Source organism: Sphingopyxis macrogoltabida, from assembly GCF_001307295.1.
GTDB lineage: Bacteria > Pseudomonadota > Alphaproteobacteria > Sphingomonadales > Sphingomonadaceae > Sphingopyxis > Sphingopyxis macrogoltabida_B.
Genome location: NZ_CP012700.1, coordinates 3,169,657 through 3,184,693, shown reverse-complemented (window position 1 = coordinate 3,184,693; position 15,037 = coordinate 3,169,657). Strand labels below are relative to the sequence as shown.

The following is a 15,037-nucleotide window of genomic DNA, read 5'->3' as shown; positions in this document are numbered from 1 at the left end:
GCGATGAGTTTCAACAGCTTCGGACGCGTTCTTCGCTTCACGACTTGGGGGGAAAGCCACGGCCCCGCGCTCGGCGCCGTTGTCGATGGCTGTCCGCCGCGCCTGTCGCTGTCCGAAGCCGACATCCAGCCTTTTCTCGACAAGCGCCGTCCCGGCCAGTCGCGCCACACGACGCAGCGACAGGAACCCGATCAGGTGCGCATCCTGTCGGGGGTGTTCGAGGGCAAGACGACGGGCACGCCGATCAGCCTGATGATCGAGAATGTCGACCAGCGGTCGAAGGATTATGGCGAGATCGCGCAGGCCTATCGCCCCGGCCACGCCGACTACGCCTATGACGCCAAATACGGTATCCGCGACTATCGCGGCGGCGGCCGGTCGAGCGCGCGCGAAACCGCGGCGCGCGTTGCCGCAGGCGGCGTCGCGCGGCTGGTGATCCCCGAGGTCCAGATCCACGCGTGGGTCGCCGAAATCGGCGGCGACGCAATCGACCCCACGAACTTCGACCTCGAAGAGATTGACCGCAATCCCTTTTTCTGCCCCGACCCCGCTGCGGCGCAGCGCTGGGAAGGGCTGATGGATGCCGCGCGCAAGTCGGGCAGTTCGCTGGGCGCGGTGATCGAATGCGCGGCGAGCGGCGTCCCCGCCGGGTGGGGCGCGCCTATCTATGCCAAGCTCGACAGCGACCTTGCCGCCGCGATGATAGGAATCAATGCCGTCAAAGGCGTCGAGATCGGCGCGGGTTTCACGGCCGCCCGGCTGCGCGGCGAGGAAAATGCCGACCCGATGCGCCCCGCGACCGACGGCAGCAACCGTCCCGATTTCCTGTCGAACAATGCCGGCGGCATTGCGGGCGGCATCTCGACCGGCCAGCCCGTCGTCGTCCGCGTCGCGTTCAAGCCGACGAGTTCGATCCTGACCCCCGTGCCGACGATCAACAAGGCGGGCGAGGCGACCGACATCGTCACCAAGGGACGTCACGATCCATGCGTCGGCATCCGCGGCGCGCCGGTCGTCGAAGCCATGATGGCGCTGGTCCTCGCCGATCACAAATTGCTGCACCGGGCGCAGAACGGCTGACATGATCGAGGCGATCCGGACGTTTGTCGAGACCAATCAGGCCGTCCTGTCGCTGATCATTCTTGCGGGCATGTTCGTCGGCTTTCTGCTCGAGCGGCTGCCGGCGACGGTGATCGCGATCCTCGGTGCCTGCACCTATCTCGCGCTCGGCATCCTTGATGCCGATGCCATGTATTCGGTCTTCTCCAATTCGGCGCCGATCGTTATCGGCGCGATGTTCGTGCTGTCGGGAGCGCTGATCCGCACCGGGGTGATCCAGCGCGTCGCCGACGCGATCATGGCGCGCGCCGAAAAACACCCGCGCTTGGCCATCATCGAGGTGCTCGTCGGTGCGCTCATCGCCTCGGCGTTCCTCAACAACACCCCGGTCGTCGTTGTGTTGGTCCCGATCATGATGAAGCTCGCAGAAGTGACCGGAGTCAGCGCGAAAAAGTTGCTGATGCCGCTGTCGATCGCCGCGGTGCTCGGCGGCACGCTGACCTTGATCGGTACGTCGACCAATCTTGTCGTCGACGGGATCGTCCGCGATGCCGGGATGGAGCGTTTCGGGATTTTTGAGATTACGCCCATCGGCCTCGTCACCGCCGCATCGGGGATGATCGGCCTCGCGCTGATGTGGTGGTTGCTCCCGTCCGACAAGCCCGTGAAAGGGCCGGCCGGATCTAGCGAGGCGCATCAATATCTGACCGAACTGGTGCTGGGTGAAGACGATGATCTGGTGGGGATGACGGTCGATGCATTTCGTGAACTACCGCGGTCGGGCCGCATTGTCGGCGTCCGGCGTGGCTCGACCGCCGTGCACGGCGCCGAACTCGAGCATTGGAGGCTTGCCGCAGGTGATCGCCTGATTCTCCGCGTCGATGGCGCGACCCTGATGACCTGGCGCGAGCAACGACGCTTCGACCTCGGCATCGGGAGCGGCGAACCCGGCGAGGGCGATATGGTCGTCGAAACGATGGTTGCGTCGAACCATCCCTCGATCGGACAGCGGCTGATCGACATCCCATTCCTGCAGAAAATCCGTGCGCGAATCATCGGGCTCGACCGGCCGGCACATGAACCTGGCCCCGACTTGGCCAGTGTGCGTATCCGCCCTGCCGACCGGCTGCTTGTTGCAGGAGGACCGAGCGAGGTCGAGGCATTGCGCGACAACCCGAACCTGATCGGTGCTGATCTTGCCAAAGTCCGGGCCTTTCGCCGTAGCAAGGCGTGGATCGCGATCCTGTGCATGATTTCGGTGGTGGCGTTGGCCGCGCTCGACATACTGCCGATTGGCGTGGCGGCGATCATCGCGATCGGCGTGATCCTTGTGACCCGCTGCATCGACAGCGATGAAGCATGGGGCACGATCGATGGCGACGTGCTGATTCTGATCTTCGCGATGCTCGCGGTGGGGCTGGCGCTCGAAAACAGTGGCGCGGTCGCGATGATGGTGGGCTGGGTCGAACCGATGCTGGCGGGGCAGCCGGGCTGGGTTCTGGTCTTCGGCATCTATTTCTTTGCGCTGATCCTCTCCGAATTGCTCAGCAACAATGCCGTTGCGGCGCTGATGACTCCCGTAACACTGGCGATCGCGGCCGAACTCGGCGTCGATCCGCGCCCGCTCGTCATAGCGCTCATGATCGGCGCGTCGGCCTGTTTCGCGACCCCCATCGGCTATCAGACCAACACCATCGTCTATGCGGCCGGCGACTATCGCTTCGTCGATTTCGTCAAGATCGGGGTGCCGCTCAACATCATCACCGGCGTTTCGACCTGCCTCGCGATCAGCTTCTTCCTGATGTGACGCCTCGCCGCCGGTACGCTGCATTGCCCCGCGGCCATCGCCCTGTTACCCCCACCGCATAGATCCGGCCAGGCCGGAACAGGGAGCATTTTTCATGGCAAAACGCCTGACCTTATTCATCCTCGTCGGCATGGTGCTCGGCATTATCGCCGGCGCGATCGGGCATGCCCAGATCGGCGCCGACAAGGAAGCGGCGACGCAGATCGCCGGCTATTTCAAGATATTGCCCGACGTGTTTCTCCATCTGATCAAGATGATCATTGCGCCGCTGGTGCTGGCGACGATTGTCGCCGGCATCGCGAACATGGGCGATAGCGCGGCGCTCGGCCGCATCGGGCTCAAGTCGCTGCTCTGGTTCATCGGCGCCAGCTTCATGTCGATCACCCTCGGGCTGCTGCTCGTCAATCTGCTCCAGCCCGGCGTCGGGCTCGACCTGACGCCGACCGCGGAGATCGGCGAGGTGAAGACGTCGGCGCTCAACCTGCGCGATTTCATCCTCCACATCTTTCCCGAATCGATCTTCGGGGCGATGGCTTCGAACAATATCCTGCAGATCCTCGTCTTTTCGATCTTTGCCGGGGTGGGCCTGTCGGCGCTCGGGGATCGCGGCGCGCCGCTGCTCCGGGGTGTCGACGTGCTCGCCGAACTGATGCTGCAGGTCACCAACTATGTGATGCTGTTCGCGCCCTTCGCGGTGTTCGGCGCGCTTGCCGGCGTGATCACCGTCAACGGGCTCGGCATCCTGCTCGACTTCCTGCGGCTCATCCTCGAATTCTACCTCGGCCTGACCTTGCTCTGGATGATCCTGTTCGGGGTCGGAGCGCTTTTCCTTGGCAGGCGCATTCTGACGCTGGCGCGCTATATCGTCGAACCGCTGTTGCTCGCCTTCTCGACCGCGTCGTCGGAAGCGGCTCTGCCCAAGCTGTTCGAGCAGCTCGACCGTTTCGGCATTCCGCGCCGCGTTTCGGGTTTCGTGCTGCCGCTCGGCTACAGCTTCAACCTCGACGGCTCGATGATGTATATGAGCTTTGCGACGCTGTTCATCGCGCAGGCCTATGGCATCGACCTGTCGATCGGCACGCAGATCCTGATCCTGCTGACGCTCATGATCACGTCAAAGGGGATTGCGGGTGTCCCGCGCGCCAGCCTTGTCGTCATCACCGCGACGCTGACCCAGTTCGGCCTGCCGGTCGAAGGCGTCGCGCTGATCCTCGGCATCGACCAGTTCCTCGACATGGGCCGCTCGGCGACCAATGTCGTCGGCAATGCCGTGGCAACGTCGGTCATCGCCAAGTGGGAAGGGATGCTCGAAGTCCCGGAGCCGGCCGACAAGGAATATCCGCACGCGCCAGCCCACACGTCGCATCACGGCGCGCGCGGGCTGACGCTTCAGGAGGATATGGTGAGCGACAGCAGCAAGCCTCCGGCCGGCTGACTGTCGCTGACCCTAGCTGCCGTTATTGCGGACGGGTGCGGTTGACCCGGTCGCCCGGGCCGCGCGCGGGCGGGTCGGCGCGCGGTTGCGGCGCGGGGCGTGCGGCCGGGGCCGGACGCTGCGCCGGTGCGGGTCTTGCCTGCGCGGGCGGACGCGGTGCCGTCGCCGCACCGCCGGGCTGGCCGCCCGGACGTCCCGGCCGGACGCCATCGCCATTGCCGCGGCCCGGCCACGACGGGCGCACGCCATCGGGTCGGCCGGGCCTGCCCGGACGCCCGGGAGTCGCATCGACCGAACCCGGCGGACGAGGCCTCACGCCGTCGGGACGTCCCGGCCGTACCGGATTGGTCGTCGTCGGCGGACCGCCGGGGTTGCCCGCGCCAGGACGGCCGGGCCGCGTGCCGTGATGGCCATCGTTGTCGCGATCGCCCGGCGTCCAGCCGCCGGGGCGTCCCGGCCGGCCCGGACGGCCATCGCCATGGCCGGGGCGGCCCGGTCCATTCCAGTGGCCGTTGCCGGGACGGCCGCCATGATGGCGCCACCAGGCGCGGCGGCCGCCCCAATAGTTGAGGTACTGGCCGCGCAGCGGATAACGGTGGCGGTAGCTATCGTACATCCACGTGCCGTATCCGGGATAATAATAATCGTCGTACCAGCCGCCGCCGAAGCCGATGTTGACGAAGCCGCTGCCATAGTCCGAGCTGTCGTAGCAGTCGTAGCCATAGCCGTCGTCATAGGCATAGGGGTCGTAGTCGTAATAGCTGTCCGCACAGAGGTTTCCGGCGGAAGCATAGCTCGTCCCGACGTCGCCATAATAGCAGCCGCCAAGCGTGGTGGTCGCGAGCGCGCCGAGCACGATGGAGAGGGGACGCCTCAGGCTCTTGATCATCATCTTGTCCTTCAAGGGCCCAACGAACGGGCCCGCGATATTGGACACCCGATTGCACGAGTCGAGTTGAATTTGCGGTGAATGGAGTCGTATCGCCGATCAAGCGTTACTTGCATAGATGTAAGTAGTCCGATAGGCTCGCCCGGATAGACGGATACGAGGATATGACGCGATGAACGCTCCGGCGAAGATCAACTGGCCCGAGGCGCGTTTCGGCCCCGAAACGCAGCACTGGCTGCCGCGCAATCCCGATGCCGCGCTCGATCATATCCCGGGCGAGGACGGGATGCCGGTCATCGGCAACACGCTCGACCAGCTTCGCGACTATCCTGCTTTCACCCGCCGCATGGTCGCCACCTATGGCCGGGTCTATCGCAACAACAGCTTCGGCGGGCGCAGCGTTGCGCTGCACGGCCCCGAGGCGAACGAACTCGTCATGTTCGACCGCGACAAGATTTTCTCGTCCGAACAGGGATGGGGGCCGGTGCTCAACCTGCTTTTCCCGCGCGGACTGATGCTGATGGATTTCGAAAAGCACCGCGCCGACCGCAAGCTGCTGTCGGTCGCCTTCAAGCCCGAACCGATGCGCCATTATGCCGACTCGCTGAACGAAGGCATCGCCCGGCGAGTCGCGAGCTGGAGCGGCAAGAGCTTCAAATTCTATCCGGCAATCAAGGAGTTGACGCTCGACCTCGCCGCGACCAGCTTCCTCGGCATCCCCTGGGGCCCTGAGGCGGACAAGGTCAACAAGGCGTTCGTCGACATGGTGCAGGCATCGATCGGCATCGTCCGCGTGCCCTTGCCCTTCACCGCCATGGGACGCGGCGCAAAGGGGCGGGCCTATCTCGTCGATTATTTCGGCCGCATGGTGCCCGAACGGCGCGAAGGCAGCGGCGAGGACATGTTCAGCCAGATATGCCGCACGAAGGACGACAATGGCGACTATATGAGCGTCGAGGCGATCGTCGATCATATGAACTTCCTGATGATGGCGGCGCACGACACGATCACCAGCTCGGTCACCTCGCTCGTCTACATGCTCGGCAAACATCCCGAATGGCAGGACCGGCTCCGCGAGGAGATGCTCGCGGTGGCGCCGGCGGGCGAGGGCGTCGGACACAACAGCCTCGGCGAGCTCGAAATGACCGAATGGGCGTTCAAGGAAGCGCTGCGGCTCGTGCCCCCGGTGCCCAGCTTCCCGCGTCGCGCGCTCAAGGATTTCGAATATGGCGGCTATCGCATCCCCGCCGGAACCTCGGTCGGGGTCAGCCCGGCTTTCACCCATATGATGGAAGAGCATTGGCCCGAGCCCGAAAAGTTCGATCCGATGCGCTTTTCGCCCGAGGTCGCGCGCGAGCGGCATAAATATGCGTGGGTGCCGTTCGGCGGCGGCGCGCATATGTGCCTCGGGCTGCACTTTGCCTATATGCAGGCGAAAATCTTCTTCCACCATGTCGTCACGACGCATCGCATCGTGCTTCCGGACGGTTATGCCCCCGAATGGCAGGTGCTGCCGATCCCGCGGCCCAAAGATGGTCTGACGGTCACCTTCACACCGCTCTGAGCTTGCCCGGCCGGTCTTCAGGCGCCATCTGAGGCGCGTGACGAGTCTCCGCCCCTATCTCATCTGGTTCGCCGTCGCGGTGCTGCTGGCGCTCGGGGCGATCCGCGCGATGCAGTGGGTGCGCGACCATCCCGAACATGTTCCGACCGCGCGTTTCGAGCTGTCGCATCCGCAGGGCTGGGCGACGCACGCCAAGCTTGTCGGCCTGACGGGCGACGACAGTGCCTGCTTTGCCGCTTTCGACCGCGCGAAGGCCGGGTACCTGCGGCGTCCGGAGGTCGGTGGCGGCGTGTGCCGGGCGAGCCAGCGGATGATCCTGACCGGAAACCGCTTTGCGCCGACGATGCGCCCGGCGGGCGCCGCGCCCGGCTGCGCCGTGACCGCCGCGATGATCCTGTGGGACCGCGACGTCGTTCAGCCGCTGGCGCGGAAATATTTCGGGCAAAAGGTCGCCGAGCTCGAAAATCTCGGCAGCTACAATTGCCGGAAGATCGCCGGGCGGCAGGCGCAGAGCGAGCATTCGACCGCTAATGCGATCGATATTTCGGCCTTCATCCTCGCCGACGGCACGCGCATTTCGCTGATCAACGATTGGGACGAAGGCGACAAGCGCGGCGAGTTCCTGCACGCGGTGCGCGACGGATCGTGCGGCCTGTTCAGCACCGTCCTGTCGCCCGACCATAATGCCGCACACGCCAATCACTTCCACTTCGACATGGCAAAGCGGACGGCAGGCTGGACGATCTGCCGCTAGGGCCGCTTCAAACGGTAAAGCTCTCGCCGCAGCCGCACGCACCCTTGGCGTTCGGATTCTCGAACACGAAACCGGCGGCGAAATCGTCCTCGACCCAGTCCATCGTGCTACCGATGAGGTAGAGCACCGACGCGCCGTCGATGTAAAATACCCCGCCGGGGGTTTCGATCTTCTCGTCGAACTTCTGTTCCTCGGTGACATAGTCGACCGAATAGGCGAGCCCCGAACAGCCGCGGCGCGGCGTCGACAGGCGGACGCCGATCGCGCCTTCGGGCGCCGACGCCATCAGCTTGGCGATGCGTTCTTCGGCGTTCGCGGTCAGCGTGACCGCTGCCGGGCGGGCGCGGGTTTTTACGTCGGTCATCACAGCATCCCCAGTTCGAGGCGCGCTTCGTCGCTCATATTCTCGGGGCTCCACGGCGGATCCCAGACGAGATTGACCTCGGCATCGCCGACACCGGGCACCGCACCGACACGCAGTTCGACTTCGGCGGGCATCGATTCCGCGACGGGGCAATGCGGCGTGGTCAGTGTCATGGTGACCATGACATGGCCTTCATCGATCTCGACATTATAGATGAGGCCGAGGTCATAAATGTTCACCGGGATTTCCGGGTCGTAAATATCCTTCAGCGCATTGACCACGGCCTCATACAGGTCACCGCCGACCGCGCCGGGCGCAACCTCTGCGGGTTTCGCCGCGAGAAAGCCTTCCAGATAGTCGCGCTTGCGTTCCAGCTTTTCGGGCGCCGTCTCGACGTCCTCGACGCGCGCCTTGGGCGGCGCTTCGACGCTCGCGACTTCTTCTACCTTGATCATGCGATCCTCGCTCATCCGAAAATCCTCTCGACGCGGGCGAGGCCGTCGATCAGCGCCGCCACATCGTCGTCATTGTTGTACACACCGAAGCTCGCGCGCGCGGTCGCGGGTACCCCCAGATGCTCCATCAGCGGCTGCGCGCAATGGTGCCCGGCGCGGATCGCGACCCCGCTTTCGTCCAAGATAGTGCCGATGTCGTGCGGATGAACCCCCGCCATCGAAAAGCTGACGATTCCGGCACTGTCTTCAGGGCCATAGAGCGTGATGCTGTTCTTGCGGGCAAGGGCTTCGCGTAACCTGTTGACCAGAGCGACCTCGTGCGCGTGGATCGTGTCGATACCGATCGCTTCGACATAATCGACCGCCGCCGCCAGCCCGATCGCTTCGATAATCGCGGGCGTACCGGCCTCGAAACGCGTCGGGGCGGGGGCGTAGGTTGTCTTGGCGAAGGTCACGCGGTCGATCATCGACCCGCCGCCCTGCCAGGGCGGGAGCATTTCGAGCTTGTCGCTCCACAGCACGCCGATGCCGGTCGGGCCGTAGAGCTTGTGGCCCGAGAAGGCGTAATAGTCGCAGCCCAATGCCGCGACGTCGACGGACAGGCGCGGCACGGCCTGGCAGCCGTCGATCAGCAGCTCGGCGCCGACGCGGTGCGCCAGCTCGGCGGCGCGCGCGACGTCGAGCGGGCTGCCGAGCACGTTCGAGACGTGGGCGAAAGCGACCATCGTGTGTTCGGGGGTCAGCAGCTTTTCGGCGGCGGCCAAGTCGATGCAGCCGTCGGCGGTCAGCGGGCAGACGTCGACCTGCCAGCCTGCAAGCTGCCACGGCACGATGTTGCTGTGATGTTCGAGCATCGACAGCAGCACGCGGCCTTTGCGCGGGTGCGAATAAGCGACAAGGTTGATCGCCTCGGTCGCGCCGCGCACGAAGGCGATCTGCTCTTCCTTCGCGCCGATGAAGCCCGCGATCCGCCGCCGCGCCGCCTCATAGGCGAGCGTCATGTCGGCCGAGCGCGCATAGACGCCGCGGTGGACGGTCGCATAGTCGCGGCCCATCGCGTTCACCGTTGCGTCGATCACCGCCTGCGGCTTCTGCGCCGTCGCGGCGGTGTCGAGATAGTGCCAGCCTGGCGTGAGGCCGGGGAAGTCCTCTCTCAAGCCCCTCCCCTTCAGGGGAGGGGTTGGGGTGGGGTGTTGCGAGGTGGCGTAAGGCCGCAAGACCCCACCCCCGTCCCCTCCCCTGAAGGGGAGGGGTGATGAAGTATTGATACTCACACCAGTTCTCCCAACTTCGCGAGTGCGAGCGCCTGCAAATGCTCCTCATCCTCGGCGCCGTCGAAGACGCCCGCGACGAAGGCTTGCAGCAATATCTTCTTCGCCTCGGCCGGCGGCAGGCCGCGCGACTGGAGATAATAGAGGCTCATCGCGTCGAGTTCGCCGATCGCGCAGCCGTGCGCGCATTTGACGTCGTCGGCGAAGATTTCGAGCTCGGGCTTGGCGTTGGCGGTCGCGCTGCGACCCAGCAGCATTGCCTTCACATCCTGCTCGCTGTCGGTCTGCTGCGCATCGCGTGCGACCGCGACCTTGCCGAGATAGGTGCCGGTGGCGGTGCCGCCGAGCACCGAGCGTATCATCTGCCGCGACGTCGCGCCGGGTTCGGCGTGGGTCACGGTGGTGACGATCTCGAGATTCTGCTCGCCGCCGCCGATCTGCGCCGCGCCGAGGGTGAAGTCGGCGCCTTCGTGGAGCGTCACCGCGAGTTCGATGCGGCCATAGGCACCGCCGATGTTGAGGATGTGCAGCGACGCGGTCGCGCCCTTACCAAGGGTGAGCGCGATCTGGCGAATGTCGCCTTCGTCCTGAACGATCGCACGCGCGAAACTGCCGCCGGCGGGCACCATGATGTTCTCCGGCGCGGGCAGCGGCCATGCCGCGGCCACCGCGTCGATGTCGCTATAGCGCCACGCTTCGTCACGCCGGGTGGGGAGAGCGATCATGACCCCTCTCCCCTTGGGGGAGAGGGTTGCGCAGACTTGCGAGCTTGCTCGCTAGTCGAAGCTGGGTGAGGGGTATGCGATCGCCATGCGATCGCGCGAGCCAAAGGCTCGCCCACCCTCATCCAACTGCGCCTAGACGCCTTCGGCGCCAAGGCTGCGTATCCTTCTCCCCTCAAGGGAGAAGGGATCAAGGCGTGCCCGCTCATCACGCCGCGATCTCCGCATAGCCTTCGCGTTCGAGTTCGAGCGCCAGCTCGGGGCCGCCCGATTTGACGATGCGGCCGGCGGCGAGGACGTGGACGAAATCGGGCTGCACATAGTCGAGCAGGCGCTGGTAATGGGTGATCAGCAGTACCGCCTTGTCGGGGCGGCGCATGATCGCGTTGATCCCGTCGCCGACGACGCGCAACGCGTCGATGTCGAGGCCGCTATCGGTCTCGTCGAGGATCGCGAGCTTGGGATCGAGGATGCCCATCTGGACCATCTCGTTGCGCTTCTTCTCGCCGCCCGAAAAGCCGACGTTCACCGGGCGTTTGAGCATGTCCATGTCGAGCTTGAGCAGCCCCGCCTTCTCGCGCGCGAGCTTCAGGAAGTCGCCGCCCGACAGCGGCTCTTCGCCGCGCGCCTTGCGCTGGGCGTTGAGGCTCTCGCGCAGGAACTGGACGTTCGACACGCCGGGGATTTCGACCGGATATTGGAAGCCGAGGAACAGGCCCGCCGCGGCGCGCTCGTGCGGGTCCATGTCGAGCAGGTCCGCCCCGTCGAAGGTCGCCGAACCGTCGGTGACCTCATAGCCGGGGCGCCCGCCGAGGACGTAGGAGAGCGTCGACTTGCCCGCGCCATTGGGGCCCATGATCGCATGGATTTCGCCCGCATTGATGGCGAGCGACAGGCCCTTCAGGATCGGCTTGTCGGCGACAGTGGCGTGGAGGCTAGTGATGTTGAGCAACGACTTTAGTCCTTTTTGCCAAAAAACGCGGAGAAGAATCCACGCGACTTTTCCGGCTGTACGATTGCAGAGATGGATTCAGGCGGTCTCGGTTCTTCGCGCTCAAACGCCGGCGCGTCAGACGCTTCTGCCAAAAGTTGATCGGCGAAACCTAGGCTTCCATGTGTCTCGAATTGGTTTTCGAAGCCGTAGCCTCCAAAAGATTTTATCATCGCGGCGGCAAGGTAAAGGCCCGCCCGAATCTGGTCGGCGTCAGCCCGGAAAGTAAGGGTCAAAAATCGATCGCCATTTACAATAGAAAAGTTTGGCGCAGCGCATTCAGCAATGTAGCCGAACAGGGATTCTGAATCGTCAGCATCTTGAGCTTCTTCGGTATCGGCTTCCAGAATAACTTTGCGGCCCTCAAATATGACTGGCAGGCCGTCGCGAAAATTCTCAACGGCAAATGGCGTAGATGGTGCATCAACTAGCCTCAGCGGATAGCCCAATTTTCCCAACGCCGTTTGAACCGCTTCACCTGTCGGCCAGCTATTTCGTTGAACCGCAATGAAATAGTCGAAGCTCACCCCACGCTCCCCTCAAGGCTGATCCCCAGAAGCTTCTGCGCCTCGACCGCAAATTCCATCGGCAGTTGCTGCAGCACTTCCTTGGCGAAGCCGTTGACGATCAGCGCCACCGCTTCTTCCTGTCCCAGCCCGCGCTGCATCGCGTAAAAGAGCTGGTCGTCGCTGATCTTGCTCGTCGTCGCTTCATGCTCGACGGTCGCGGTCGGGTTGCGGACCTCGATGTAGGGCACGGTGTGGGCACCGCACTGGTCCCCGAGAAGCAGGCTGTCGCACTGGGTGAAGTTGCGCACGCCCTCGGCATTCGGCGCGACGCGGACGATGCCGCGATAGGTGTTGTTCGACTTGCCCGCGCTGATCCCCTTCGAAACGATGGTCGAGCGCGTGCGCTTGCCATTGTGGATCATCTTGGTGCCGGTGTCGGCCTGCTGGAAATTGTTCGTCACCGCGACCGAATAAAATTCGCCGACGCTGTCGTCGCCGTTGAGCACGCAGCTCGGATATTTCCACGTGATCGCCGAGCCGGTTTCGACCTGCGTCCACGACACTTTGCTGCGCTTGCCCTGGCAGAGCGCGCGCTTGGTCACGAAATTATAGATGCCGCCGAGGCCCTCGGCATTGCCGGGGTACCAGTTCTGGACGGTCGAATATTTGATCTCGGCATCGTCCAATGCGACCAGTTCGACCACCGCGGCGTGGAGCTGGTTCTCGTCGCGCATCGGCGCGGTGCAGCCTTCGAGGTAGGAGACGTACGCGCCCTTGTCGGCGACGATCAAAGTCCGCTCGAACTGCCCCGTATTCTCGGCATTGATGCGGAAATAGGTGCTGAGCTCCATCGGGCAGCGCACGCCCTCGGGCACGTAAACAAACGTCCCGTCGGAGAAGACCGCGCAATTGAGCGTCGCGAAATAATTGTCGTGCATCGGCACGACCTTGCCGAGCCACTTCTTCACCAGCTCGGGATATTCGCGGATCGCTTCGGAGATCGACAGGAAGATCACGCCCGCGCGCTTCAGTTCCTCGCGGAAGGTCGTCGCGACGCTGACGCTGTCGAACACCGCGTCGACCGCGACCTTGCGCGCGCCCTCGACGCCCGCGAGCACCTTCTGCTCCTCGATCGGGATGCCGAGCTTTTTATAGACCTCGAGGATTTCGGGGTCGACCTCGTCGAGCGACGACAGCTTAGGCTTCGCCTTCGGCGCCGCATAATAATAGGCGTCCTGATAGTCGATCGGCGGGACGTTGAGCTTCGCCCAGTCGGGCGTCTCCATCGTCTGCCAGTGGCGGAACGCCTTCAGCCGCCAGTCGAGCATCCATTCCGGCTCGTTCTTCTTCGCCGAAATAAAGCGGACCGTATCCTCGGTCAGCCCCTTGGGCGCAAAGTCGGTCTCGATGGCCGAGGACCAGCCATGCTCATAATCGGCGACTTTGGCGGCGGCGTCGTGCGCGGCCTGATCCTTGAGGGGGGTATCGGTGCTGTCGGTCATAGAAGAATTCCGTTCGCCTCGAGCGAAGTCGAGAGGCCCGTCGTGGGTGCGCTGCCGAGGAGTGTCTCGACTTCGCTCGACACGAACGGGTTTGATTTGCGGGGTGTTACGCTCAGGCTTGCGAGGCTGATCTGCGCCAGTGCGCCGCGGACGGCGCCGTTCACGACGCCCCAGTGCGGCTGCACCTTGCAACTGCCCTCGAGCGAGCAGTCGTGCCGCCCTTCGGACACGCAGGACGTGAGCGCGATCGGTCCCTCGACCGCTTCGATGATATCGGCGACGCTGATCGCCGCCGCGGGCCGCGCGAGGCGCACCCCGCCGCCGCTGCCGCGCGAGGCCACGAGCAGCCCGGCGCGGGCCAGCCCGCTCACCAGCTTCTGCGCCGTGGGTCCGGGAATCCCCGTCTGCTCGGCGAGCATGCCGGCGTGAATCGGCACCGACCCGCACTGGCGGGCGGCGGCGCTCATCAGCACCACGGCATAATCGGCAAGGTTCGACAGGCGCATTTTTGCGAACGATTCTTAACTGGAGTAAATTACTCCACTTATATAGGCCAGCCTTTTGTGCGGCGCAACCAAGGGGCGCTATATGCCGCCCAAGAAAAAAGGCACCCACCCGGCCGGGAGCCGAATGAGTGCCAAGATGAAGGTCTCGTCCTCGCGAGGAGGATGAGCTCTTCTGGGTCGCAAGGCTGAATTATGCCCGCGGGCCGATTCGCGATTGTACGAAAACGCCAAAACGACGGCGGGCGCGATTTTCGTGGTTAACGGCGCGGTGCGGGGTGCGGCGTCAGGTTTCGGAGACCAGCGGGCTGACCTTGCCGGCCAGTTCCTTGCGGCCGCGCGTCGTCGCTTCGGTATAGCGCGAGGGCTTGCCGAGCTGGCCCGGGGTGGCGCCGGCAAAGCGCTTGATCTCGCGGATCAGGTGCGACTGGTCGTAAAAGGCGTCGCCGAGCGCCGCGGCGTCGAGCCCTTCGCCGCGCGCCAGCGCCGACGCCGCGCGGACGGCGCGATATTTGCGCGCCAGCATGCGCGGCGACAGGCCGTAATAATGTTTGGTCATCCGCTCGACCGAGCGGATCGACATGCCGGTCGCATCGACCAGCTCGGGCACCTGCGGCGACGCGCTCTCGGTCAGCCAGCGGTCGACGGTGCGGATGAACCACATCGGCGCGGGCTCGTTGCGTTTCAGGATTTCGCGGACGAAATTATTGCCGATCACCAGTTGCTCGGCAGTGTCGGCGGCATTTTCGAGTGCGGCGGCGACCTCGCCGATCCAGTCGCCGAACAGGTCGGCGGCGTCAATCGCGCGGTCGGTCAGCTTTTCGGCGTCGTCGCCCATCAGCGCGGCCCAGCCGGCGGGGAGCATGCCGAAGCCGAACATGCGCGTCGGGCAATTGCTGATCGCGCGCACCCGGCCGCTCGTCGGGCCGACGATATTGGCATTGCAGACCTGCGCCCGGTGGCCGTCGGCGAAGACATATTCGCCGTCGGCGGCGGTCACGAACCGGAATTGCGGGCGGTCGGCGCGCTCATATTCGTCGAAGCGCGGCATGTTGACGCGCGCGGCGTAAAAGCTCGACACCATATCCGCCAGATCGGGATCGGGCGGGAAATAATGCAGTTCGAACGGCGCTTCGCCGTCCACGCCGCCTGGCGAGGAAATATCATCCGACATGACGAGACCGACCCCATCGGCGACTTTTTGCCGCCTGT

15 protein-coding genes are annotated in these 15,037 nt (G+C 64.6%); 5 read left to right on the top strand and 10 right to left on the bottom strand.

The annotated features are described in order from the left end of the window. Positions 1-3: 3 nt before the first annotated feature. The 3 genes from aroC to AN936_RS14830 all read left to right on the top strand — a co-directional run bounded on the left by aroC (position 4) and on the right by AN936_RS14830 (position 4,301). Positions 4-1,080: a chorismate synthase gene (gene aroC / locus AN936_RS14840; RefSeq protein WP_054590320.1), complete on the top strand. Its 1,077-nt coding sequence runs from the start codon at positions 4-6 to the stop codon at positions 1,078-1,080. 4 nt (positions 1,081-1,084) lie between these two features. Continuing rightward, positions 1,085-2,866 (top strand): SLC13 family permease, encoded by a 1,782-nt coding sequence (locus AN936_RS14835; protein ID WP_420496845.1) that lies wholly within the window; start codon positions 1,085-1,087, stop codon positions 2,864-2,866. A 94-nt stretch (positions 2,867-2,960) separates the two neighbouring features. After that, positions 2,961-4,301 carry a dicarboxylate/amino acid:cation symporter gene (locus tag AN936_RS14830; RefSeq protein WP_054588774.1) on the top strand — a complete coding sequence of 447 codons (1,341 nt, stop codon included), beginning with the start codon at positions 2,961-2,963 and terminating at the stop codon, positions 4,299-4,301. Positions 4,302-4,323: 22 nt separating this feature from the next. Here AN936_RS14830 and AN936_RS14825 read toward each other — a convergent pair whose 3' ends face one another. Next, complete coding sequence (locus tag AN936_RS14825) at positions 4,324-5,193, bottom strand: hypothetical protein (RefSeq protein ID WP_234715585.1); 870 nt, start codon at positions 5,191-5,193, stop codon at positions 4,324-4,326. Between the two features lie 169 nt (positions 5,194-5,362). On the opposite strand from AN936_RS14825, the gene AN936_RS14820 reads away from it, so the two are divergent. Then, positions 5,363-6,754, top strand: a complete 1,392-nt coding sequence (locus AN936_RS14820) for a cytochrome P450 (protein ID WP_054588772.1) — start codon at positions 5,363-5,365, stop codon at positions 6,752-6,754. Between the two features lie 37 nt (positions 6,755-6,791). After that, on the top strand, positions 6,792-7,508 hold the full coding sequence (locus tag AN936_RS14815) for an extensin family protein (protein ID WP_234715584.1): 717 nt from the start codon (positions 6,792-6,794) through the stop codon (positions 7,506-7,508). Between the two features lie 7 nt (positions 7,509-7,515). Here AN936_RS14815 and AN936_RS14810 read toward each other — a convergent pair whose 3' ends face one another. The 9 genes from AN936_RS14810 to AN936_RS14770 form a co-directional block, all read right to left on the bottom strand. Beyond that, positions 7,516-7,872 (bottom strand): HesB/IscA family protein, encoded by a 357-nt coding sequence (locus tag AN936_RS14810; RefSeq protein ID WP_173585663.1) that lies wholly within the window; start codon positions 7,870-7,872, stop codon positions 7,516-7,518. Continuing rightward, positions 7,872-8,342, bottom strand: a complete 471-nt coding sequence (locus AN936_RS14805) for an SUF system Fe-S cluster assembly protein (protein WP_054588769.1) — start codon at positions 8,340-8,342, stop codon at positions 7,872-7,874. Before AN936_RS14805 ends, AN936_RS14810 begins: the two co-directional genes overlap by 1 nt. After that, on the bottom strand, positions 8,339-9,484 hold the full coding sequence (locus tag AN936_RS14800; protein ID WP_335337279.1) for a cysteine desulfurase: 1,146 nt from the start codon (positions 9,482-9,484) through the stop codon (positions 8,339-8,341). Before AN936_RS14800 ends, AN936_RS14805 begins: the two co-directional genes overlap by 4 nt. Before the next feature lie 113 nt (positions 9,485-9,597). Further along, positions 9,598-10,323, bottom strand: a complete 726-nt coding sequence (locus AN936_RS14795; RefSeq protein ID WP_054588768.1) for a SufD family Fe-S cluster assembly protein — start codon at positions 10,321-10,323, stop codon at positions 9,598-9,600. Between the two features lie 205 nt (positions 10,324-10,528). Beyond that, entirely contained in the window at positions 10,529-11,272 is a 744-nt protein-coding gene (gene sufC / locus AN936_RS14790) for a Fe-S cluster assembly ATPase SufC (protein ID WP_054588767.1), read from the bottom strand. Between the two features lie 5 nt (positions 11,273-11,277). After that, positions 11,278-11,838 carry a hypothetical protein gene (locus AN936_RS24745; RefSeq protein WP_149037679.1) on the bottom strand — a complete coding sequence of 187 codons (561 nt, stop codon included), beginning with the start codon at positions 11,836-11,838 and terminating at the stop codon, positions 11,278-11,280. Next, positions 11,835-13,322 (bottom strand): Fe-S cluster assembly protein SufB, encoded by a 1,488-nt coding sequence (sufB, locus tag AN936_RS14780; RefSeq protein WP_054588765.1) that lies wholly within the window; start codon positions 13,320-13,322, stop codon positions 11,835-11,837. The genes AN936_RS24745 and sufB overlap by 4 nt, the downstream gene beginning before the upstream one ends. Beyond that, positions 13,319-13,828, bottom strand: a complete 510-nt coding sequence (locus AN936_RS14775) for an SUF system Fe-S cluster assembly regulator (protein WP_054588764.1) — start codon at positions 13,826-13,828, stop codon at positions 13,319-13,321. Before AN936_RS14775 ends, sufB begins: the two co-directional genes overlap by 4 nt. Positions 13,829-14,111: 283 nt before the next feature. Next, positions 14,112-14,999, bottom strand: a complete 888-nt coding sequence (locus AN936_RS14770; RefSeq protein WP_054588763.1) for an AraC family transcriptional regulator — start codon at positions 14,997-14,999, stop codon at positions 14,112-14,114. Between the last annotated feature and the right edge of the window lie 38 nt (positions 15,000-15,037).